Source organism: Actinophytocola sp., from assembly GCF_036002505.1.
Lineage (GTDB): Bacteria > Actinomycetota > Actinomycetes > Mycobacteriales > Pseudonocardiaceae > DASYTH01.
In genome coordinates this window covers 19176-41081 of the sequence record NZ_DASYTH010000217.1, presented here as the reverse complement: position 1 = coordinate 41081, position 21906 = coordinate 19176, and the positions used below count along the sequence as shown (strand labels likewise).

The 21906-nt window shown below is 69.4% G+C and carries 16 protein-coding genes; 7 read left to right on the top strand and 9 right to left on the bottom strand.

Annotated features, from left to right (window positions below; translation table 11 throughout):
• Positions 1 to 97: 97 nt before the first annotated feature.
• Positions 98 to 565, bottom strand: a complete 468-nt coding sequence (locus tag VGR06_RS18615) for a hypothetical protein (RefSeq protein ID WP_327560356.1) — start codon at positions 563 to 565, stop codon at positions 98 to 100.
• 97 nt (positions 566 to 662) lie between these two features.
• Between VGR06_RS18615 and VGR06_RS18610 the strand changes: the two genes are divergently transcribed.
• Positions 663 to 3005: a WD40/YVTN/BNR-like repeat-containing protein gene (locus VGR06_RS18610; RefSeq protein WP_327560355.1), complete on the top strand. Its 2343-nt coding sequence runs from the start codon at positions 663 to 665 to the stop codon at positions 3003 to 3005.
• Positions 3006 to 3017: 12 nt separating this feature from the next.
• Here VGR06_RS18610 and VGR06_RS18605 read toward each other — a convergent pair whose 3' ends face one another.
• On the bottom strand, positions 3018 to 3437 hold the full coding sequence (locus VGR06_RS18605; RefSeq protein ID WP_327560354.1) for a CBS domain-containing protein: 420 nt from the start codon (positions 3435 to 3437) through the stop codon (positions 3018 to 3020).
• Positions 3438 to 3608: 171 nt separating this feature from the next.
• Here VGR06_RS18605 and VGR06_RS18600 point away from each other — a divergent pair, with 171 nt between their 5' ends.
• Complete coding sequence (locus VGR06_RS18600; RefSeq protein WP_327560353.1) at positions 3609 to 5144, top strand: amidohydrolase family protein; 1536 nt, start codon at positions 3609 to 3611, stop codon at positions 5142 to 5144.
• On the opposite strand, the gene VGR06_RS18595 is transcribed toward VGR06_RS18600, so the two are convergent.
• From VGR06_RS18595 to VGR06_RS18585, 3 genes are all read right to left on the bottom strand, one after another.
• Complete coding sequence (locus VGR06_RS18595) at positions 5139 to 5939, bottom strand: lytic transglycosylase domain-containing protein (RefSeq protein WP_327560352.1); 801 nt, start codon at positions 5937 to 5939, stop codon at positions 5139 to 5141. The genes VGR06_RS18600 and VGR06_RS18595 overlap by 6 nt on opposite strands.
• Positions 5940 to 6203: 264 nt before the next feature.
• Positions 6204 to 7523, bottom strand: a complete 1320-nt coding sequence (locus VGR06_RS18590) for a glycoside hydrolase family 30 beta sandwich domain-containing protein (RefSeq protein ID WP_327560351.1) — start codon at positions 7521 to 7523, stop codon at positions 6204 to 6206.
• Between the two features lie 183 nt (positions 7524 to 7706).
• Positions 7707 to 9107 carry an arabinofuranosidase catalytic domain-containing protein gene (locus VGR06_RS18585; protein ID WP_327560412.1) on the bottom strand — a complete coding sequence of 467 codons (1401 nt, stop codon included), beginning with the start codon at positions 9105 to 9107 and terminating at the stop codon, positions 7707 to 7709.
• A 636-nt stretch (positions 9108 to 9743) separates the two neighbouring features.
• On the opposite strand from VGR06_RS18585, the gene VGR06_RS18580 reads away from it, so the two are divergent.
• Entirely contained in the window at positions 9744 to 12887 is a 3144-nt protein-coding gene (locus VGR06_RS18580; protein ID WP_327560350.1) for a BTAD domain-containing putative transcriptional regulator, read from the top strand.
• On the opposite strand, the gene VGR06_RS18575 is transcribed toward VGR06_RS18580, so the two are convergent.
• Positions 12871 to 13665 carry an ABC transporter permease gene (locus VGR06_RS18575; protein WP_327560349.1) on the bottom strand — a complete coding sequence of 265 codons (795 nt, stop codon included), beginning with the start codon at positions 13663 to 13665 and terminating at the stop codon, positions 12871 to 12873. The two genes, VGR06_RS18580 and VGR06_RS18575, sit on opposite strands and share 17 nt — an antisense overlap.
• A complete protein-coding gene (locus tag VGR06_RS18570; protein WP_327560348.1) occupies positions 13662 to 14624 on the bottom strand; it encodes an ATP-binding cassette domain-containing protein in 963 nt (320 codons plus the stop codon). Before VGR06_RS18570 ends, VGR06_RS18575 begins: the two co-directional genes overlap by 4 nt.
• A gap of 323 nt (positions 14625 to 14947) precedes the next feature.
• Here VGR06_RS18570 and VGR06_RS18565 point away from each other — a divergent pair, with 323 nt between their 5' ends.
• The 4 genes from VGR06_RS18565 (at position 14948) to VGR06_RS18550 (ending at position 19431) form a co-directional block, all read left to right on the top strand.
• Positions 14948 to 16063, top strand: coding sequence for a virginiamycin B lyase family protein (locus tag VGR06_RS18565; protein ID WP_327560347.1), 1116 nt, complete (start codon positions 14948 to 14950; stop codon positions 16061 to 16063).
• Between the two features lie 169 nt (positions 16064 to 16232).
• Positions 16233 to 17573, top strand: a complete 1341-nt coding sequence (locus tag VGR06_RS18560) for an extracellular solute-binding protein (RefSeq protein WP_327560411.1) — start codon at positions 16233 to 16235, stop codon at positions 17571 to 17573.
• Positions 17574 to 17642: 69 nt separating this feature from the next.
• Positions 17643 to 18536 (top strand): sugar ABC transporter permease, encoded by an 894-nt coding sequence (locus tag VGR06_RS18555; RefSeq protein WP_327560346.1) that lies wholly within the window; start codon positions 17643 to 17645, stop codon positions 18534 to 18536.
• Between the two features lies 1 nt (position 18537).
• A complete protein-coding gene (locus VGR06_RS18550) occupies positions 18538 to 19431 on the top strand; it encodes a carbohydrate ABC transporter permease (RefSeq protein ID WP_327560345.1) in 894 nt (297 codons plus the stop codon).
• A 207-nt stretch (positions 19432 to 19638) separates the two neighbouring features.
• Here the strand turns inward: VGR06_RS18550 and VGR06_RS18545 are convergent, their stop codons facing one another.
• Both VGR06_RS18545 and VGR06_RS18540 read right to left on the bottom strand, forming a co-directional pair.
• Positions 19639 to 20280 (bottom strand): pentapeptide repeat-containing protein, encoded by a 642-nt coding sequence (locus tag VGR06_RS18545; protein WP_327560344.1) that lies wholly within the window; start codon positions 20278 to 20280, stop codon positions 19639 to 19641.
• 252 nt (positions 20281 to 20532) lie between these two features.
• The gene (locus tag VGR06_RS18540) at positions 20533 to 21513 is read right to left on the bottom strand and encodes a hypothetical protein (protein ID WP_327560343.1); all 981 of its coding nucleotides are present in this window, start codon (positions 21511 to 21513) and stop codon (positions 20533 to 20535) included.
• Positions 21514 to 21906 lie beyond the last annotated feature (393 nt).

The following is a 21906-nucleotide window of genomic DNA, read 5'->3' as shown; positions in this document are numbered from 1 at the left end:
GCCCTGACGTCGCCATGTTGGCCCCTGACGTCGCCATGTTGGCGCGTGGCATCGCTGCGTTGGCTTGTGGCGTCGCCGTGTTGGCCCAGGACTCAATTCACGTCGTGGTGGGGAGGGCCGTCGGCGAGGGCGCGGCACCGGGGTCGATGAGCTCGAGGTCGATGCTCCACCGGCCCTCGCACCCGGCCACCTCCCGCACGCGCGCCTGACCCGCGGCGACCGAGCCGGAGTTGAAGAAGACCTCCGCCTCGTCACCCTCGTTGTCCATCCCGGCCGGGCGGTAGCCGGCCGCGGTGACCGCGTCCTGGATCAGCACCGTGACCTCGTCGAGGGGTTTGGTGCTGACCGCCTGGACCGTGAGGTTTCCTTGTGCCTTCTGGACGTGCGCGACCGTGCCGATCCGGTCGAAGGACAGCCCGGCCGGCAGGAGCGCGGTCTCGGCCGGGGGAGCGGGGCTCGGATTCCCACACGCGGCACCCGCGTCGCCCCCGGACCCGCCGCCGCACCCGGCCAGCACGACGAACAACGCTGCCGCCCCGGTCCCCATCAGCACCCGTCGCACCATGGTTGCGCACTCTACGTACCCGCCGTCCGAACCTGCCAATTCGGATTTCTCGGGTGTTACCGTGTTCCCCACCCTGCTTGCCCTGGGAGGCGCGGCGATGCGCAGAAGAGCACATGTCCCGATCCTGGCCGCGACAGCCATCACGGTTCTCCTGGGAGCCGGCGCCGCCTCCGTCACCGGATCCGCGAGCGGCGGCACGAAGGCACCAACCGGCACGGCCGACCCCGTCGGCGCCGAGGAGTGGATGTACCTGCAGCGGGCCAACGCCGACGGCTCCATCCCGGACGCCGCCGTCAACGCGGCGCTCGCGCAGTCCGCGCAGATGGGTGTGGCGGCCATGGGTTCGCCGAGCACCGACCAGGTCTGGACCGCGCTCGGCCCGAGCAACATCGGTGGCCGGGTCCGGGACATCGCCGCCGACCCCACGGCCAAGGACGTCGTCTACATCGCCACCGGCACCGGCGGCCTGTGGCGGTCCAACGACGGCGGCGCGACCTTCGCCTCCGTGTGGGACAGCCAGCTGCCCCAGTCGATGGGCGCCGTCGCGGTCGACTCGCGGGGCGTCGTCTGGGCCGGCAGCGGCGAGCCCGACCACGGCGGCGGCTCGTCGTACTACGGCAAGGGCGTCTACAAGTCGACCGACAGCGGCGCGACGTGGACCAACATGGGCCTGGCCGACGGCGACACGATCGGCCAGATCGTCATCGACCCGCGCAACGACAACCGGGTGTTCGTCGCGGTCATGGGCGCGCTGCACGACACCGAGCCGACCCGCGGCCTGTTCCTGACCGAGAACGGCGGGGCCAGCTGGACCCGCGTGATCGTCCCGAACAGCACCTCGACCGGCGCGATCGACGTGACGATCAACAAGACCAACCCCGACGTCATGCTGGCCACGACCTGGGACAAGATCCGGGACGAGAAGTCGCGCATCTACGGTAAGAACTCCTTCCTGTACCGCTCCACCGACGGCGGCCGCACCTGGGCGAACATCCACAACCCGCCGCTGCCGCAGAGCGCCGACGTCGAGGGGCAGCCGGTCACCGCGACCTACGTCGGCCGCATGGGCGTCGACTTCAGCGACACCGACCCCAACCGCGCCTACCTCATCTCGAGCGCGGCCGGCGGCAACTTCAACGGCTTCTTCACCAGCACGGACGCCGGCGCCACCTGGACGCCGGTCGGGCCGACCTCCGGCGGCACATTGCAAACCATCAGCGGCGGGTTCGCCTGGTGGTTCGGCCGGGTCTACGTCGACCCGGTCGACCCGCTGCACGTCTTCGTCTCGGGCGTCAGCCTGGCCGAGAGCCTCGACGGCGGCCTCACCTGGACGACGTCCCAAGCCGTGCACGCCGACCAGCACGGCCTCGAGTTCGACCCGTTCCGGCCGGGCAAGGTGTACCTCGGCAACGACGGCGGCTTCTACTGGTCGACCCAGAACGGTGCGGTGCGCGGCCTGTGGACCAAGACCGCCCGCCTGCCGGTGACCCAGTTCTACGCGATGGACGTGTCGATCCAGGACGGTGCCCGGGTCAACGCCGGCTCCCAGGACAACGGCTCGCTGAAGTCGTGGGCCGCCGACAACACCGTCAACGGCGACTGGTTCAACTTCGTCGGCGGCGACGGGATGATGAACCGCATCGACCCGACGAACGACCGGAAGTACTACGGCTGCTCGCAGAACGGCGGCTGCCGCGGCTTCGTCGACGGCACCGGTTTCACCATGACGATCCCCGGCGCGCGGAAGAACTGGGTGGCCCCGCTCGAGTTCGCCGCCGACCCGCGGTTCCTGTTCGGTGGCAGCGAGTTCGTCAACCGGATCGACACCGACCCCGGCCAGCGGGTGTGGCAGCGGATCAGCCCGGATCTCACCGAGGGCACCGAGCCCCGCGCCCCCGGGTTCGGCACCGTCACCGCGATCGGCACCACGCCGGCCAACCCGAACCTCGTCTTCGCCGGCACCGACAGCGGCCTGATGTGGGTCAGCCGCAACGCCATGGCCGCTCCCGACCAGGTCACCTGGCAGAAGCTGCAGAGCCCGGTCTTCCCGGGCCGCTGGGTCACCCGCATCACCGTCGACCCCCAGGATGCGAACACGGCCTGGGCCAGCTTCTCCGGCTGGCGCTCCGGCGACCCCTACCCGCACCTCGTCATGACCACCGACGGCGGCAACACCTGGGCCGACATCGCCGGCAAACGCATCCCGCAGGCGCCCATCAACGACGTCATCCGCCACCCGGCGAAATCGCGCTGGCTCTTCATCGCGACCGACGTCGGCGTCTACCGCACCACCAACCTCGGCAAGACCTGGGTCAAGGTCGGCGCCAACCTTCCCCTCGTACCGATCAACGACATCGACCTCCCCGCCGGCAGCGACACCCTCTACGCCGCGACCTACGGCCGCAGCGTCTGGACAACCTCCCTCGCCGACGCCAACTGACCGTCGTGGTGATCACGTGGTGGCCGTCGCCGCACTGATGTTGGCCAGTACGGAGTCGGGATCCTTCTCGATGGCGGCGTCGCCGAGGGAGAGCACCCCGACCGGCCGGCCTCCGTCGAGGACCGGGATGCGGCGCACGGCGTTGTGGCGCATCCGGGCGATGGCGCTGTCGGCGTCGTCGTCGGGCGTGGCGGTGATCGGTTGCCGGGTGCACACCTCGCCCAGGGTGCAGCCGGACAGGTCGTCGCGCTCGGCCAGCCCACGGACGACCAGGTCACGGTCGGTCACGATGCCGTGCAGCTGGTCGCCCTGAACCACGAGTACGTCGCCGATGTCCTGGTCGCGCATGGCCTGCGCGGCCTGGCGGACCGGGGTGTCGGCGGGCATCGCCACCGGATCGGGCGTCATGATGTCTCGCACGAGTTGAGCCATGTCAGGTCACCTCATCTGGTTACCACTCGCTCTCCAGGGCTATCTCCTAATCGTCCGGACTAAACCCTGCCGTTGGGTTCGTCGGCGACGGTGAGCCCAACCCGGCACACGCAGGCTGGCACGGACAGCCGGCAGCGGCTAACATGGCTCGGTCACTGGGGGTGATGCCAAATGTCGGTAGAGAACCGACGAACATTCCTGTCCTGGCTGTCGAAGAGCGGGTTGGTGCTCGCCGCGGCAGGCACAACCATGGCCGGCCGGACCGCGGCAGCGGCCGATCCGCGCGACATTCTCGTGTTCACCAACGCCACCCTGATCGACGGCACCGGCGCCGCTCCGCGTCCGGACACCACGATCGTCGTGGCCGGCAACCGGATCCTGGCCGTCGGACAGCACGGGATCGCGCCCCCGGCCGGGGTCCGCGTGGTCGATCTGCGCGGCAAGTATGTCCTACCGGGACTGTGGGACATGCACACGCACACCGTCGACCTGGACCGGATCCTGCTCCCGCTGTACATCGCCAACGGTGTCACGAGCGTGCGGGAGATGTGGGGCGTCCCGTTCGTCCGCGCGGTGCACCGGCGGATCGCCTCGGGCGAGATCCTCGGACCGCGGATGGTGGTCGCCAGCAACATCGTGGACGGACCGAACTCGTGGCTGGTCAACCTGTGGCGCGACAACAGTCCCATCCAGGTGCGGACGGCGGCCGAAGCCAGGGCCGCGGTGCGCCAGGCGAAACGGGACGGTGCCGACTTCGTCAAGGTGTACTCACTCCTCCGCGACGACACGCTCGCCGCGGTCGCCGGTGAGGCGGAGCGGCTGCGTCTGCCGATCGCCGGGCACGCGCCGGACACGGTTTCGGTGGTCCGGTCGAGCGCCCTGGGCATGCGCACCCAGGAGCACCTGTACGCGCTGTACGTCGACGTGTCCAGCGCCCGCGACGAGATCCGGCACGCCATCGAGAACACGCCCGTCGACCCCGCCAGTCCGTTCGACTACTTCTTCGCGGTGCGCGAGCTGGAGCGGCAGGCGATCAAGTCCTACGACCCGCGGCGCGCGGCCGGGGTGTTCGACACTCTGGCGCGCAACCGCACCGCGCTGACCCCGACGCTGACCGTGCTGAAGCTCTTCACGTCCTCGCCCGACGAAATCAGGGACGTGAGCCGCGAGAAATACGTGCCGGAGTGGGTGCTCCGCCTGCGCTGGGCGGTGGGGGAGGGATCACTGCCACCGGACCAGGTCGCGGCGAACCGAGCGTTCTTCGAGGCGTCGGCGCGGCTCGTGCGCGACGCCGCCGACGCCGGCGTGACCATGGTCGCCGGTACCGACGGCGGGTTCCTGGCCCCGTACGTCCTCGCGGGATTCTGCCTCCACGACGAGCTGGAGCTGATGGTGCGGATCGGGTTGACCCCCATGCAGGCCATCCTGTCCGCGACCCGGGATGCCGCCCGTACGGTGGGTATGGGACAGGTGAGCGGAACCGTCACGCCCGGAAGGTTCGCCGACCTCCTGGTCGTGGACGGCAACCCGCTCACGGACATCCGCAATACCCGGCGCATTCACGCGATCGTCGCCAATGGACGGTTCATCAACCGGGCCGAGCGGGAACGCATGCTCGCCGAAGTCGTAGCCGAGGCCAAGCGCATCCCACCGCCTGCGGTGCAACACCTCGGGTCATGCTGCACGCCATTGCCCACAGGGTCATAGGCTGGCCGCGTAGGCTTCCATCAGGCGCACGACCATGTTCCGGTATGCGGTGGAGCGGTTGTAGCTGAGGATGGCCGCGTCGCGGTCCGCCGGGTCGGCCAGGTTCCGGTTGCCGGAGCAGAGGTAGCGGGCCGCGCCGAGGCTCGCGTCGTAGACGTTGTGCGGGTCGAGCTTGCCGTCACCGTTCCCGTCGGCGCCCCAACGCCGCCAGGTACCCGGGATGAACTGCATCGGCCCCACCGCACGGTCCCAGGTGGGGTTTCCGTCCAGCACACCGTCGTCGGTGTCGGCGATCGCGGCGAACCCGTTGCCGTCGAGCACCGGGCCGAGGATCGGGGTCACCGTGGTGCCGTTCTTGTCGACCCGCCCGCCCCTGGCGTGCCCGCTCTCGACCTTTCCAATGGCCGCAAGGAGTTCCACCGGGATATGGCAGCGGGGCGCCATCGGGTTCATCGTCTCCGCCGCGGTGCGGTACGCGTCGAGCACGGGGGAGGGGACCCCGCCACTGAACGACCGCGGCGCCTGCGGGCCGGCGTCGACCTCCGGCATCATCTCGCCCATGCCGGTCATGTCGCTCATGCTGGCCGGCACGTCGGGTACATCGGCGAAAGGAATCGGGCCCGAGTAGTCGGTGAACCACAAACCCGGCTTGATCTTCTCGACGTCGACGCTCTCGCCGGCCCTGCCCAGCGCGGACACGTTCCGCTGCTCGGCTGGACGTGCGCTGAGCACCTCCGGCGCGGCCGCGGTCGTCGCGAGCGCGATGGTGGCACCGGCAACGGCCGCGGCGCCCACCCTCGCCGCCGGCCACCGCCGATCCGCCCGGTGCCTGCCTGTGGTCGAACGCCTCACCAGTAGCCCCTGTCCTGTGCCCCGCGGTTCGTGACGCTTGTTCTTCGCACGCCGGACGGGCGCGGATGGGTCGCTACGGCAAAGCTCCACTGTGGACAGAAGGGTAGGGGTGAGCCGCTTCTGTCACGAAGGGGCCCTTCCTGTCGTTGAGCGTCCCGAAGGGACCCTTCATGGCATTTGCCCGGCTCACCCCCTTTGCGACACGCGCTAGCGGGTGATCCGGTAGGTGACGAGCGACCGGGCCGGGACGTTCGCGCCGAACGCGCCGCCGTTGAGCGGAATCGCGGTCTGTGCGGCGGTGCTGGCGGTTGCGTTGGTGAGGAACGGGGTGACCGTCCCGCTCGTCAGGCCGGCGTTGGCCACCGTGAACGTGGTGGACGCGCTGCTGGTGCCGGTGTTGAGGACCACGATGGCGAGGGAGCCGTCGGTGTTGCGGTAGGCGGAGACGTTCAGCGCGCTGTCCCCGCTGCTGGCCGCGATCCGGGTCGCACCGGGACGGATGAACCGGCTGTAGTTGGCCAGCGCGTAGAACCGCTTGGTCGGCGTCAGGGTCGAACCGTTCAACCCGATCAGGGAACTGTCGTGGCTGGTCGAACTGACGCCCCAGAAGTACAGGAACGCGTTGAGGTTGGCGCGGGTCATGCCGGTGTGGACGCGCTGCGCCCAGGTGAGTCCGGAACTCTGGCTGCCGTCGTCCCATGCGGTGACGAAGGTGCTGCCGTTGATCGACCACTCGGACTCCCAGACCGGCCGGCCGCCGGTGCTGACCGGCGAGGTGGGTGCGCCGGAGTAGCCGTGGCTGGTGAACAGCCCGACGCCGGAGTTCGCCGCCGGGTTGCCGGCCAGAGAGCTGACGTAGTTGGGCAGGAGGTTGAAGCCCAGGGTGTCGCAACACACGACCTTGGTGGGCAGCCCGGAAGCCCGCATGGCGGGGCCGAGGACCGCGAGGAAACTGGTGGCCTGCGTCGGGTTCACCAGCATGCTGGAGTAGCTGGCGGTCAGCGACGGCTCGTTCACGAACCCGACCGCGGACGGGGTGAGCCCGACCGAGGCCCAGAACCTCGCGTGCTGGACCAGGTAGTTGGCGTAGGCCTGCCGCCAGTCTCCGGAGGCGCAGGAGGCGCCCGGGGTGCCGCACAGCGAGCCGCCGTTGGCCTCGCTGTTGTTGGTCTTCATGAACCCCGGCGCACTCCAGGCGTCGTTGTAGAAATTGGTGACGCCATAGCCCCGCGCCTGCCGGGCCAACCACACCTGACCCTGGTCCTGGGCGTCGTTGTTGCCGTTCCAGACATAGGTCGGGGTCGCCGACGGACTGCCCGGTGACCTCGGCTCGATGGAGTCGCCACCCGAGGGAATGATGCTGCGCAGAATGCTGAACCCGGCGCCGGTGGTCGTGCTGAACAGCAGGTCCAGCGCTCGTTGCCGGGTCGTGCTGTTCGCGTTGCGGATCGAGTTGGCCTGACCGAACGCCTCGGACACACCGAATCCGTCGATCCGCTGGAAGGTCGTGCCGCCGTCAACCGCCACCGTCGACGCGGCACTCGCCGGTAACGGAGCTGTGGCAAGGAACAGCGTGACGACCCCTGCGCAACCGAGGACTGCTCTCCTGGCCTTCATGAGATCTCCCTTGAACCGGTGTCGGCTCTGCGACGAAGGCGTCCTTCGCCACGCCCGGCGCGAACGGACGCCTTCGTCGCATTGATGGCATGGTCAGCCGAGCCGCCATTGCTGGTTGCTTTGGCCGTTGCAGGCCCAGAGTTGGACTTTGGCGCCGTTGGCGGTGGAGGCGCCGCTCACGTCGAGGCACAGTCCGGACTGGACGCCGGTGACGGTGCCATTGGCGTTGAGGTTCCACTGCTGGTTGGTCTGCCCGTTGCAGGCCCAGATGATCACCGGGGTGCCGTTGGTGGTACCGCGGCCGGAGGCGTCCAGACACAGCGTCGTGCCACCGACGGTGATCGTCAGTTGGTTCGACGCGGTACGCGTCCAGGTCTGGGCGGCCAGGCCGTTGCAGTCGAAGATCTGCTGCTGGGTGCCCTGGGTGGCGGTGCCGTTCGGGTCGTCCAGGCACTTTCCGGCGCCGATCGCGTGCAGCGGCCCGGTGGTGCCGCCACCGCCACCGTTGCCGTAGCCGGCGGCGGTGATGTTGGCCTGCACCGAGTTCTCGGTGGCCTCGGAGGGGTAGCCGGAGGTCATCACGCCTTCGTAGAAGGTGCCGGCCGAGCCGTTGCTGTTGTCGCCGCCGATGCCGAGAAGGATGGCGCCTTCCTTGCGCATCGGGTTGTAGCCCGCGACGTTGGGCCGCGGTCCGTTGTAGAAGGTGGACAGGCCGCCGGACTGGGCGTTGCCGCCGCGGATGGACCAGTGGTTGGGCTCGCCCTTGACGATGGCGGTGGTGTACCGGAAGTTGATGGTCGGGTCGTTGGCGTTGAAGCCGAAGTTCACCCCGGAGTACAGACCGTTCTCCAGGTCGGCCATGATCCAGGGCCCGTTGCCGGTGCCGGTGCCCCAGACCCTGATGTTGCCGAAGTAGATGGTCTCCATGGTGCCGTTGCCGTTGTCGCGGCTGTTCCGCTCGGCGTTGCCGTAGTCGAAGCAGCAGCCGCCGTTGAAGTGGGTGCCGTCGAAGATCGCGTACATCCCCTCCGGCTGGTCCCCGGTCGCGGTGCCGGTGGCGCTGTTGTTGCGGTAGCCCGTACCCGGGGCCACGAACACGCCGTAGGCCCGCTGGCCGTTGAGCACGGTCGGTGCCGCGGTGGCGTTGGCCAGGTTGTCGAATCCGCCCGGAGCCGGACCCTGGAACCCGCCCGGAGGCGCCTGGGTGAGGTGGTTCCCGCGACTGGTCTGGTCGTAGATGATCGTGATGAGGCAGGTCGTGCCGGCACAGAACGAATCCTGCGCGGCGGCGTTGGCCACCCCGCCCGCGGCGAGCGTGTTGATGTCCAGGGTCTGGTTGTTCGACGCCCGCCGCACCTGATACAGCCGGCCGTTGTACGCGCCGAACAGCGCCCGGGTCGTGCTGTGCGCGGCCACACACGGCGTGCCACCGGAAGCGTAGATGTCACACGGCCCTGGCCCCGCGGCCGAGGAGCTACCGGGCACGGCGACCATTGCGGCGGCGCCGAGCGCGATCGCCCCCACCAGCGTCAACAGGCGAGATCGACGCCGAGGCGGTCGAAAGAACATGGATGTACTCCTTTGTCTCGCAGTGAGGTGTGACCACCCGAGGTGGCGGCGCGGCGCGCGACAAAGCTCCGTTCGGAGGGGACGAGTCGGAACTGGCATCGTTGCCTTCTCTCGCCGGGGAGAGCCGGTGCGTCAAGAGGTGGCGGCCGCGACGCTGCGTTCGGTCAGCCGGCTACCGCGAACCCCTCTCAACCTCGAAGCCGCCCTCCTGGGAGCGCTCCCAGATGTCCGAGATACCGAACACTGTTTGGTCGATCGGACATATGGCATCACGGTAACGACACGAGTCGTCACGGTCAACAGCCGGGGACGAAGGCCGGGACGTGCCTGCCGCCGAAATCGTTTTCGGCGGGAGTACCCTGACCGCGCCTTTCAGCATCCGTGTCAACAGGACCGCGCGTTGTTGATATTGGTCCGACGGACGGTTGTGGCGGTACCCGATCGCCGCCACAGCCATTGCCCGGTCGTGCTGTTCGGCGAGGACCCGGTCGAGCTGGCCTGATCCCCCGCTGGCACGGCCGGCGGTGTCCGCGGGGCAGAATCGCGGAGGTGTGGATCGGGATGCTGGGGCCGCTGGAGGTGCGGGCCGACGACGGGGCCGCCGTCGAGGTGGCGGGGGCCCGGTTGCGCACACTGCTGATCGTGCTGGCGCTGGAGCCGGGGCGGGTGGTGTCGCTGGCGCGGATCGTCGACGGGATCTGGGGGGAGGAGCCGCCGGCCGGGGCGGTGAACGCGGTGCAGGCGCTGGTGTCGCGGCTGCGCCGGGCGGTGCCGCAGGCCGTGGTCGAGTCTCATCCGGCCGGGTACCGCCTGGTGATCGAGCCGGACGCGGTGGACGTGGCGCGGTTCGAGCGGTTGGTCGCGGCCGGCCGGTCGGACCCGGATCCGGCCGGTGCCGCCGGGTTGCTGCGGGAGGCGCTCGGATTGTGGCGGGGCCCGGCGCTGCTGGACGTGGCGGAGGCGGAGTACTTCCGGGCGCCGCTGGCCGGGCTGGCGGAGCTGCGGCTGGCGGCGGTGGAGGCGCGGGTCGAAGCGGATCTCCGGCTGGGTCGCGGCGGTGCGCTGACCACGGAGCTGACGTCGCTGGTGGCCGGGCATCCGCTGCGGGAACGGCTGGTGGGTGCGCTGATGCGGGCGCTGGCGGCGGCCGGGCGGCCGGCCGCGGCGCTCGCCGTCTACGAGCGGGCGCGGGAGGCGCTGGCCGACGCGTTGGGGGCCGACCCGTCGCCGGAGCTGTCCGACCTGCACACCGCGCTGCTGCGCGGGAAGCTGGCTGCGCCCCCGGCCGTGGACGGCCGGCCGCGGACGAACCTGCGGGCCGGGCTGACCAGCTTCGTCGGCCGGGACGACGACGTGGCACAGGTCGGCAAGCTCCTGGGCGAGTTCCGGCTGACGACGCTGACCGGGCCGGGTGGCTCCGGGAAGACCCGGCTGGCCACCGAGGTGGCGCGCACGCTGGTGGAGCAGACCCCGGACGGGGTCTGGCTGGTGGAGCTCGCGCCGGTCACCGACGGCGCGGACGTGCCGCAGGCGGTGCTGTCCGCGTTGGGCCTGCGGGAGCAGGCGCTGGGCGGTCCGGCGCCCGCCGGGGAACCGGCCGACCGGCTCGTGGCGGCGCTGCGGGGCCGCGGCGCCGTGCTGATCATGGACAACTGCGAGCACGTGATCGGCGCGGTCGCGGCGCTGGCCGACCGGTTGCTCGGCGAGTGCCCCCGGCTGCGGATCCTGGCCACCAGCCGGGAGCCGCTCGCCATCACCGGCGAGGCGCTGTGGCCGGTCGAGCCGCTGGCCCTGCCGCCGCGGGACGCGGACCTGACCGGGGCGATGGCGCACGCCGCGGTCCGGTTGCTGGGCGACCGCGCGGCCGCGGCCCGGCCCGGGTTCGCGGTCACCGAGGCGACGCTGCCGGCCGTGGTGCGGGTCTGCCGGGCACTGGACGGCATGCCGCTGGCCATCGAGCTGGCCGCCGCCCGCCTGCGCACCCTGTCCGTCGAGCAGCTGGCCAGCCGGCTCGACGACCGGTTCCAGCTGCTCACCGGCGGCGCGCGGACGGCCCTGCCCCGGCACCAGACGCTGCGCGCGGTGGTCGACTGGAGCTGGGAGATGCTCTCCGCTGCGGAGCGGGTGGTGCTGCGCCGGCTGGCCGTGTTCTCCGGCGGCGCGAGCGTCGAGGCCGCCGGGCGGGTGTGCGGCACCGGCCGGGAACTTGACCTGCTCGACGCGCTGACCGACAAGTCGCTGCTGGTGACCGCGGGCGACGGGCGTTACCGGATGCTGGAGACGATCAAGGCGTACGGGCTCGTCAAGCTCGACGAGGCCGGTGAGCGGGAGACGGTCCGGCTCGCGCACGCGACCTACTTCGCCGAGCTCGCCGAGCAGGCCGATCCGCACCTGCGCCGGGCCGGGCAGCTGCTCTGGCTGGACCGGCTGGCCGCCGAGCACGACAACATCACCTCCGCGGTGCGCGGCGCGATCGCGGCCGGAGACGCCGGCACCGCCGCGCGGCTGGTCGCGGCCGCCGCCTGGTACTGGTGGCTGTCCGGGCACAAAGCGGAGGGCTCGGAGCTCGCCGCGGCCGCCCTCGCGGTGCCGGGGCCGGCCGAGAACGGCGCGCTGGCGATGGCCTATGCGGCGTCGGTGCTGTTCGCCACGGCCGGGCTGGGCGACGAGCGGGCCACGGCGGACCATCTGCACAAGGCACTGGTCCTTGCCAGGCAAGCGAAATCCCCGCACCCGCTGCTCCGCTTCCTGGAGCCGCTGGACGTGCTGCTGCAGAGCTCCACGACCGGGACGCCCGTCGCACCGGACGCGTTGGACGTCCTGGTGAGTGATCCGGACCCGTGGGTCCGGGCGCAGACCCTGCTCAGCCGCGCCCGCATGCGGATCTTCTCCGGAGCGCCGCACGCGGAGGCGGAGGCCGACATCGCGGCCGGTCTGGCCGAGTTCCAGGCGATCGGCGAGCGCTGGGGCATCGCGTTCGCCCTCAGCACCCTCGCCGACCTGGTCGCCCAGCGCGGCGACCTGACCGCCGCGATCACCCACTACGAGCAGGCCATCGACGTCGTCACCGAGGTGGGCACCGTCGAGGACGGGGTGTGGATGCGCGCCCGGCAGGCACAGCTGTACTGGTTGCGGGGCGACCACGCGGGCAGTGCGGTGGCGCTGGCCGCGGCCGAGCGGGACGCCGGCCGGGCCGGCTGGCCGGACGCGCTCGCCGGGCTGGCCGGGGCCAAGGCCGAGCTGGCGCTCTGGCAAGGAGATCCGGTCGAGGCGCGGGCGCAGCTCGGGCGGGCCGAGGCGGCGGTGCGGCACATCGCCGTCCATCCGGTCTGGACCGCGAGGGCTCTTGGCGCGCATGGATCTCTGGACGCGCTGGCGGGTGACCTCGACTCGGCCCGCGCCCGGCACGCCGAGGCACTGCGCATCGCGGTCCAGTCCGGGCACGCGCCGACGATCGCCCAGATGCTCGTCGCAGTGGCGGATCTGGCTCTGCGCCAAGGAAAGCCGGGTGAGGCGGCCCGGCTGCTGGCGGCCGCCACGGCGGTGCGCGGCATGCCCGACCGGTCCAACCCGGACGTCGCGCGGGTGGCCGAAGCCGCGCGGGCCGCGCTCGGCGAACGGGAGTTCACCGAGGCGGCCCGGCACGGCGAGGACGCGACCGCCGGTACGGCACTGGAGCTCGCCGCGGTCACGCTTGCCGGTTGAACAGCTTCTTCGCCCACAGGTAGCCGCCCAGCGCGATGGCGGCGGACCAGGCCACCGAGAGGATGGCGCTGCTGCCGATTCCGGTGCCCAGCAGCAGCCCCCGGATGGTCTCCATGAACGGGGTGAACGGCTGGTGCTCGGCGAACACGCGCAGCCAGGACGGCATCGAGTCGGTCGGCACGAACCCGCTGCCCAGGAACGGCAGGAAGATCAACGGTTGCGGGTAGTTGCTCGCCGTCTCCAGGCTCTTGGCGACCATGCCGAGCGCGACACACAGCCAGGTGAGCGCGAAGCTGATCATCACGAGGACACCGAACGCGGCAAGCCACTCGACCGCCGTGGCATTCGGCCGGAACCCGACCAGCAGGGCCACCCCGATGACCAGCACCAGGCCGAGCACCGCCTGGATCAGGCTGCCGACCACGTGCCCGGTCAGCACCGATACCCGGGCGATGGCCATGGTCTTGAACCGGGCGACGATGCCCTCGGTCATGTCCATCGAGACCGAGACCGCCGTCCCGGTGTTCCCGGCGGTCACCATCATCATCAGGATTCCGGGAACCACGTAGTTGACATACGCGTCCCGGCCGCCCGACCCGCCGCCGAGCCCGTCGCCCAGCGTGCCGCCGAAGACGTAGACGAACAGCAGCAGGAACAGGATCGGGATGAGGGCAAGCTGGATCGTCAGGTTCAGGTAGCGCTGCATGTGCTTCAGCTGCCGCCAGATCATGGTCCACGTGTCCCGCAAGGGGTAGGACGCCATGGCTACGGTGCTCATCGAACGGTCTCCTTCTGGGTGTCGTCGGTGCGGCCGGTGAGGGTGAGGAAGACGTCGTCGAGGTCCGGCGTGTGCACGGAAAGCTCCGCGACCTCGATCGACCACTCGTCCAGCCGGGCGAGCAGCTCGCGCAGCGCGGTGACCCCGCTGTCGCCGGGCACCTGCAGGGTGAGCGCCTCGTCGTCGCGGGACGTCGTGCCCAGCACGCGGGCCGCGGTGTTGAGCGCGCCGGCGTCGGCGAACCGCAGGCTGATGTGGCCGCCCGGGATGAGCCGCTTCAGTTCGTCCGGGGTGCCCTCGGCGACGATCCGCCCGTGGTCGAGCAGGGCGATCCGGCCGGCCAGCTCGTCGGCCTCGTCCAGGTACTGCGTGGTGAGGAAGACGGTGACGCCGCCCGCCACCAGCTCGCGGATGATCTGCCACATCCCGCGCCGGCTGCGCGGGTCGAGGCCGGTCGTCGGCTCGTCCAGGAAGATCACCCGCGGTTTCCCGACCAGGGTCATCGCCAGGTCGAGCCGGCGCTGCATGCCGCCGGAGTAGGTCTGCACCGGCTTCTTGGCGGCCTCGACCAGGTCGAACCGTTCCAGCAGCTCGGCCACCCGCCGCCGGCCCTCCTCCCGGTCCAGGTGGTTCAGGGCGGCCATCAGGCGCAGGTTCTCCTCACCGGTGAGGATCTTGTCCACCGCCGAGAACTGGCCGGTCACCCCGATCGCGGCGCGGATCGCGTCCGGTTCGCAGGCCAGGTCGTGCCCGGCGACGGTGACGTCGCCGGCGTCCGAACTGATCAGCGTGGACAGGATCTGGACCATGGTCGTCTTACCGGCGCCGTTCGGCCCCAGCAGAGCGAAGATCGTCCCCTGGTGGACGGTCAGGTTGATCCCGTCGAGCACCAGGTTGTCGCCGAAGGACTTTCGCAGCCCGGTAACGGTGATGGCCGGTTGGTACAGGGTGTTCGTCATCGTGGCTCCCCTTGTGTTTCTTGGTCGCGACGACGATCGCCCGGGTCGCTGACAGCCGGCCAAGCACCCGCTGACACGCCGCTGATACTGGGGAGTGAGCGTGACGATGCTTGCCCTCTAGGCCATCAACGTGACGTTGCTTCCCTGCGACCCCGCCTACCTCGTCCTGCCCCGCTGAGCCGCCATCCGCACCGCGCAGACGTCACCCTGATGCGTTCCCGAACCCTGCCCGATCGCCGCCCTCGTCACCGAGATACTGGAGGGCCACGCATAGGGGGTTCACGATGTACGCAGCACGCCGCGGTCACCGACGGTTTCGGTTGGTGGCGGTGGTTGTCGTCGCCTCGATCTGCCTGACCGCCGCTCCGGCGGTCGCCACCGCGACGGCACCGATCACCGAGTACGGCCCGGTTCCCTCGTCGATCCCGGTGGGCGGGGTGTGCGAGGTCGAGTTCGACCACGGCGGAGCGCTCTGGGTCGAGCAGTACCTGAGCAGCCAGGTCGCCCGGTTCGAACCGGGCACCGGCCAGTTCACCAACCACAGCACGCCGATGCCCCTGTCGGTGCCGGGCGGCATGGACCTCGATCCCGCCGGCAACCTCTGGATGCCCCAAGTGACCGGGAACAGCCTGCTCCGGGTGGACACCAGTGACGGCGGCATGACCGAGTTCGCGCTGCCGTGGGCCAACGCGTTCAACACGCAGCCACTCGGCATCCCGCTGCACACCGGTGTCGGGCTGGCCAACGACATCGCGCTGGGACCGGACGATGCCCTGTGGTTCACCCTCGGCGGGCTCGACTCGATCGGCCGGTACGACCCGGCGACCGGGGCGTGGAGCAGCTATCGCGTGCCGGGCGAGATCCTCGGCCAGCTCGGCGCGCTGTTCGGCATCATCAAGCCGGGCCCGGGCCGCACCGTGGTGTTCGACCTGCCGCAGCTGAACAAGGTGGCCACGCTGGACGTGGACACCCACCGGTTCGTCCAGTACACGATGCCCACCCTCGCCTCGTTCCCGGTCGGCGTGCGCACCGCTGCGGACGGCTCGATCTGGGTCGGCGAGTCGCTCGGCATGAAGATCGCCCGCATCAACCCGGGCAGCGGGCAGATCACCGAATACCCGCTACTGGGCATCAACGGCCTGCTGACCAGCATCCTGGGCGGCCTGCTCGGCGGCAGTATCGGCAACCCGCTGCCGATGGCCGGCCCCATCGCCGAAGCCAGCGACGGAAACATCTATTTCTCGGTCAGCTTCCCCGCGGCCGCCGGACTGGGCAACCAGATCGCCCGGTTCAACCCCACTACCCTTGAGGTCCGGATGTGGAGCACCCCATCCTCGGCCTCCTACCCCTGCGACATCAACACCCACCAACCCGGCGCCGTCTGGTTCGGCCTACTGACCCCCAACAAGATCGGCAAACTGGACATCACCGCTGGCTGAACCCGACCAGGAGCGGCCGTTATCATATCGCAACTTTTCGAAAGAGCTTTCGGGGTGTTCGTAGCTGTTTGACCTGGGTATCGGCATCTTGACGCCAGCAATAGCCACAACTAAATTCGAATACTCCGGTACACATTCGAAAATTTTCGAGAGAGATCCGGTGATCAACATGGGGTCCACAACCACGTCCCGGCGTGCCTTCCTCGGTCTCGCCATGGGCCTGCCCGCCGGCGCGGCGCTCGCGGCAGCCTGCGGAACCGCCGGCCCCAGCGGCAGCGGCACCGGTGGCGGCGCGGGTGCCAAGGCCAGCTACTGGTATCTGACCGGTCAGCCCCAGGAGGGTATCCGGGTGGACGCCGTGAAGCGATTCAACACGGCCAACCCCAACGGCCAGATCACGGCGACCGGCTTCCAGAACGACGCGTTCAAGACGAAGATCAAGACAGCGATCGGGGCCGGTCAGGCGCCGACGCTCATCTGGGGCTGGGGCGGTGGGACGCTGCGTTCCTACGTGCAGGCCGGCCAGGTCGACGACCTCACGTCTTGGTTCAGTGAGAACCCCGCGGTCAAGAGCCGGCTGCTGGCGACCTCGTTCGCGGCCGCCACGGTGGACGGCAAGATCTACGCGATGCCGTGCGAGACGGTGCAGCCGATCGTCCTGTTCTACAACAAGAAGGTCTTCGACTCGGTGGGCGCGAAGCCGCCGCAGTCCTGGGGCGACCTCATGGCGCTGGTGTCGACGTTCAACGCCAAAGGCATCGCGCCGTTCTCCCTCGGTGGGCAGTCACGCTGGACCAACATGATGTGGCTGGAGTTCCTCTTCGACCGCATCGGCGGCCCCGAGGTGTTCCAGGCCGTTTTCGAGGGCGAGAAGAACGCCTGGTCCAACCCGGCCGCCATCACCGCGCTGACCAGGGCGCAGGACCTGGTCAAGGCCAACGGGTTCATCAAGGGGTTCTCCTCGATCACCGCCGACTCCAACGCCGACCAGGCCCTGCTGTACACCAGCAAGGCCGCGATGATGCTGCACGGCACCTGGTCGTACGGCATCCAGCAGAACGACGGCGGCGACTTCGTCTCCAGCGGCAGCCTCGGCTACCTGAACTTCCCGCCGGTCGAGGGCGGCAAGGGCGACCCGAGCAACACCGTGGGCAACCCGGCCCAGTACATGTCGATCTCGTCCAAGGCGAGCGCCGACGAGAAGAAGATCGCCAAGCAGTTCTTCACCGCCGGTGTGCTCACCGACGAGGAGGTCAAACAGTGGATCGGCACCGGCGGGGTGCCGGCCCTCCAGGGCGCCGACAGCCAGCTGGCCTCCTCCAAGGACGCCGATTTCCTGAAGTTCGTCTACAACACGGCCGGCAAGGCCAAGACGTTCGCGCAGTCCTGGGACCAGGCGCTGAGCCCGACCGCGGCGGAGGCGTTGCTGGACAACATCTCCAAGCTGTTCCAGCTGTCGATCTCGCCGCAGCAGTTCGCCGACGCCATGAACGCCGTCATCGGCCAATGAGCGGAGCTCGCGAAGCGAATCGTTGGGCACAGTGTCTGAGCTTCAGCACCGAGCTTGCGAGGTGCTGAAGTGAGTGACGTCGCGACCTCGGCGCGTCGCGGCTCCCTCGGGTGGCTGGCGGTGCCAGCGCTGGTGTTCTTCGTCGGCTTCGGGGTGATCCCGCTGGTCGGTGTGCTCCTGCTCAGCTTCACCTCCTGGGACGGGCTCGGCGTCATCAACCTGGCCGGGACGGCCAGCTGGCGCACGGTGCTCACCGACCCCGGCCTGCCGCACGCGCTCTGGGTGACCTTCCTGGTGATGGCCCTGTCCTGGGTCGCCCAGACGCCGATCAGCCTGCTGCTCGGCGTGTTCCTGGCCGGCCACCAGCGCTACCGCGCCATCCTGGCGGTGCTGTACTTCGTACCGCTGCTGCTCAGCTCCGCGGCCATCGCCATCACCTACAAAGCCCTGCTGGACCCCAACTTCGGGCTCGGCGCCGGGCTGAAGATCAGCCTGCTCAGCCAGGACTGGCTGGGCAAGCCCGGCCTCGCCCTCGGCGTGGTCGTCTTCGTGGTGTCCTGGCAGTTCATCCCATTCCACTCGCTGATCTACCAGGGCGGCGTACGCCAGATTCCGCGCTCACTGTACGAGGCGGCGGAGATCGACGGCGCCGGGCGGGTACGCCAGTTCTTCAGCATCACGCTGCCCCAGCTGAAATACACCATCATCACCTCCTCGACGCTGATGGTCATCGGGTCGCTGACCTTCTTCGACCTCATCTTCGTGCTGACCGCGGGCGGGCCGGGCGACGCCACCCGCGTGCTCGCCCTGGACATGTACAAGCGTGGATTCCAGGCCAACCTGATGGGCCCGGCCAGCGCGATCGCCGTCATCCTCGTTCTGGTCGGACTGGCCCTGGCGCTGCTGCTGCGCCGGCTCGGCGGCCGCGACGCCAGCGCCAGCCAGCTGGAGGGAGCGGCCTGACATGGCGACCACCCTGACCCCCCAACGGGAACAGCACGCCGTGGCAGCCACCCGGCCACGCCTCGCCGGCCCGCGCAAGGTCCGCCGCAACTGGCTCGCCGGCCTGGCCGGATGGCTGTGGCTCGCGGTGATCATCATCCCGCTCTACTGGATCGTCATCACCAGTTTCAAGGCACAGAGCAGCTACTACACCACCAACCCCCTGGTACCGCCGGACAGTCCGACCCTGGCCAACTACCGGCTGGTCATCAAATCGGACTTCGCCCAGTACTTCCTCAACAGCCTCGTGGTCACCGTCGGCGCCGTCGTCCCCGCGGTCGCCGTGTCCTTCATGGCCGCCTACGCCATCGTGCGCGGCGGTCGAGGCTGGTTCCTCCGATCAGTGAACTCCCTGTTCCTGATGGGCCTGGCCATCCCCTTGCAGGCCACCATCATCCCGGTGTACCTGATCATCATCAGGCTGCACCTCTACGACAGCCTGCTCGCGATCGTGCTGCCGTCGATCGCCTTCGCCATCCCGCTGTCGGTACTGGTGCTGTCAAACTTCATCCGCGACGTACCCAAGGAACTGTTCGAATCGATGCGGCTCGACGGCGTCACCGAACGGGGAATGCTGTGGCGCCTGGCACTGCCGCTGACCCGCCCGGCGGTGGTCACCGTGACCATCTACAACGCACTCTTCATCTGGAACGGATTCCTGCTGCCGCTGATCCTCACCCAGAGCCCCAGCAAACGGACGCTCCCGCTGGCCCTCTGGACCTTCCAGGGCCAGTACAGCGTGAACGTCCCGGCGATCCTCGCCTCCGTCGTGCTGACCACACTGCCCATCCTGGCCCTCTACGTAGTGGGCCGGCGCCACATCCTCAGTGGACTGACCGCAGGCTTCAGCAGGTGACCGATCGTCACCCCGGCGCGGCCGTGCGGTGGCCGGCAACATCATGTCCGGACGGTCAGACTCCGATGGCACGTCCGGGCCGGGGGACTGGAACGCCAGCCGTAGCGTCGAGGAGCCGGAGGTAGCCCTGGCCGGTTACCTGACAGTTGCCGTGGGAATCGGTGCAGACGGTGAGCACACCGCCGGTTTCCTCAGCCGGTCCCTGTTTCAGCACGGCAGGTCCGAGGCCGGCCAGTTCCTTGCGGCCGAGCGTGCCGCTGGACTGACGGCGGCGTCAGTGACGCCCGCGCCTCTGAAATCGGCGCCGTCGAGGGTCGCACCGGTGAGGTTCGCGCCGCGAAGGCACGCGTCGGTCAGGTCGGCGCGAGACAGGTTTGTGCCGGTGAGGTTCGCGCCGCGCAGGTCCGCCCGGTGGAGGCGGACGTCTTGGAGATCACCACCATGCAGGTCGGCGCCCGCGAGATGGGCCCCGTCCAGAATGGCGCCCTTCATGGGAACCCCGGGCGCGGTGATCCCTTCGAGTTCGGCGCGGGACAGGTCCAGGCCATTGAGCCTGTTGCCGGTCAGCACGGCCCCGCGGGCGTCGCCGCCGCGCAGTTCGGCCAGGCTCAGCTCCCTGCCGTCCGCCATTGTGATCTTGGGTGACTCGGGGGCCGTCCGGTTGCTGGGAAATTCATTGACGTAGGCGAAGTAAACGACGGTGAGCAGCGCACAGGCGCCGGCGCAGATCGAGAGCTGCACCGGCCGTCTGACAAAACCAGAGCCAACGTACAGTACGAGCACGCCGATTGTGCCGATGCCACCGAGGAGCACCCCAAATGGTCCGAGGAAGTGGCCGAGCAGCGCCATCGCGCCGATGAGGCAGAGTGGCCATAACCAGAGCATTTTGTCGCGCGGGCGAAGATCGTCCGAAGATGTCGGTCCCGATCTCCGGGCTGGCCGAGGAGCGTCCGATTCCAGGCGCTGTACCTCCGCCGGCACCGCTCCCCAGACCGCGTCGAGGTCGGCTGCGGTGGAACCGGTCGGTTCCCCGCCGCTCTGGTCAGCCTTGCTCGCATTCGGCACAGCTGCATCATGGCAGGCGTCGTGGCTGTGATCGTGCTAGTCGGTTTCGGGCGGGTTCGTGTCTGCTCCATCCTGCGGCGTTAGCGACCCCTCCGGTGCGGGTGGCTCCTGGTACCGCAGCGTCTCGTCGGCGAAGTCGAACATCCGCATCAACTTCTCGTTGACCTCGCGTTCGGCGGAGGTGTCGGGCGGATGCGGGAGGTGCAACCGCCGGTAGAGGTCGAATCGGCCGAACTCGGTGAGCACGGCGAGACTCGTGCCGTACTCGTGCGCGATGGCAACGGCTCCACGGTAGGCCAGAAAAGCCACGCCATACGGCACCGCTGCGAGCAGCATCCACAACCCCTGGCGCCACAGGAGCACCACCGTGGCCACAACCGCCGCCCCGGCCAGCAGTGCGGTGCGGATGGCCAGCTCGAGCTGCACCCGCTGGTCTCGGACGTAACCGAGCTCGCGCTGTCCAACGACCATCGCGAGCCGGGGGATGGAGAGCAGCGGATCGAGCCCGTAGGGCTTCCCGACCGTGGTCTCGTAACGGCGAAGCACGTTGCCGAGCCGGGTCGGCAGGAAATCCCGCTGCTCGACGGGATAAGACGCGAACAACCGTTCGCTCTCCGTGGCGTCGATGGTGGCGCGTGTCCGCTCGACCATCCCCGCACCGGGCGCATCGTCCGCGAGCGCGCGACCGTCGAGCTCCGCTGCGCGCCGCTGGTGGTAGATCGTGCGGATGGTCGCGAACTGCACGGCCAGCCGTGAGTTCCCCCAATACCCCTCCATAAGCTGGATCAGGGTGAACTGGAGTGGGTTCAACGCGAGGGCGAGCACCATCACCGCGATACCCGTGATCACCAGGTTCTGCGCCCGGAAATCCGCCAACTCCGACCATTGTAACGGTCCGGACCAGGGATCGGTGCCGGCCAACAGATATATGTAGAGCACCAGCACCGCGGACGGCAACACGCTGACCACGGTGAAATACCTGCCTACCTGCCCGCTGCCGAGGAGATTGGTCGTCATCGGTCATCCCCCCCCCCGGGGATCTTGTGATCGCATGCAGGGCAGACATACTCGCGGGCGCCCCGAAGCCGGACTGGTAATCCGACCCCGCATTCGGGACAGAGCCGGTTCGCATACAGCTCCACAATGTGCCGGCCCGAACGTGTGCATCGCCATTTTCCGGACCGGTCGAAGGCAATGTTCCAGCAGCCCGGGCACAACAGTCCGCGATCGAACCGATGTTGCTGGCGACAGACCCAGATGCCGCGTTCGAAACTGTACGCGAGGTGCGGATTGGATTCGTCTCCATACGGGCACGGACACCAGACGAACCACTGACACTTTTGGCACCTGCCACTACGCGGTGTCAACTGACGCGCCTGATGATTCCTCGGGCACGGAATACGCGCCCCT

What these genes read in the sequence shown, in the direction of transcription:
- VGR06_RS18615 (WP_327560356.1), bottom strand. Translation starts at nt 565, where the DNA reads ATGGTGCGACGGGTGCTGATGGGGACCGGGGCGGCAGCGTTGTTCGTC.
- VGR06_RS18610 (WP_327560355.1), top strand. Translation starts at nt 663, where the DNA reads ATGCGCAGAAGAGCACATGTCCCGATCCTGGCCGCGACAGCCATCACG.
- VGR06_RS18605 (WP_327560354.1), bottom strand. Translation starts at nt 3,437, where the DNA reads ATGGCTCAACTCGTGCGAGACATCATGACGCCCGATCCGGTGGCGATG.
- VGR06_RS18600 (WP_327560353.1), top strand. Translation starts at nt 3,609, where the DNA reads ATGTCGGTAGAGAACCGACGAACATTCCTGTCCTGGCTGTCGAAGAGC.
- VGR06_RS18585 (WP_327560412.1), bottom strand. Translation starts at nt 9,107, where the DNA reads ATGGTCGCCGTGCCCGGTAGCTCCTCGGCCGCGGGGCCAGGGCCGTGT.
- VGR06_RS18580 (WP_327560350.1), top strand. Translation starts at nt 9,744, where the DNA reads ATGCTGGGGCCGCTGGAGGTGCGGGCCGACGACGGGGCCGCCGTCGAG.
- VGR06_RS18575 (WP_327560349.1), bottom strand. Translation starts at nt 13,665, where the DNA reads ATGAGCACCGTAGCCATGGCGTCCTACCCCTTGCGGGACACGTGGACC.
- VGR06_RS18570 (WP_327560348.1), bottom strand. Translation starts at nt 14,624, where the DNA reads ATGACGAACACCCTGTACCAACCGGCCATCACCGTTACCGGGCTGCGA.
- VGR06_RS18560 (WP_327560411.1), top strand. Translation starts at nt 16,233, where the DNA reads ATGGGGTCCACAACCACGTCCCGGCGTGCCTTCCTCGGTCTCGCCATG.
- VGR06_RS18550 (WP_327560345.1), top strand. Translation starts at nt 18,538, where the DNA reads ATGGCGACCACCCTGACCCCCCAACGGGAACAGCACGCCGTGGCAGCC.
- VGR06_RS18545 (WP_327560344.1), bottom strand. Translation starts at nt 20,280, where the DNA reads ATGGCGCTGCTCGGCCACTTCCTCGGACCATTTGGGGTGCTCCTCGGT.
- VGR06_RS18540 (WP_327560343.1), bottom strand. Translation starts at nt 21,513, where the DNA reads ATGACGACCAATCTCCTCGGCAGCGGGCAGGTAGGCAGGTATTTCACC.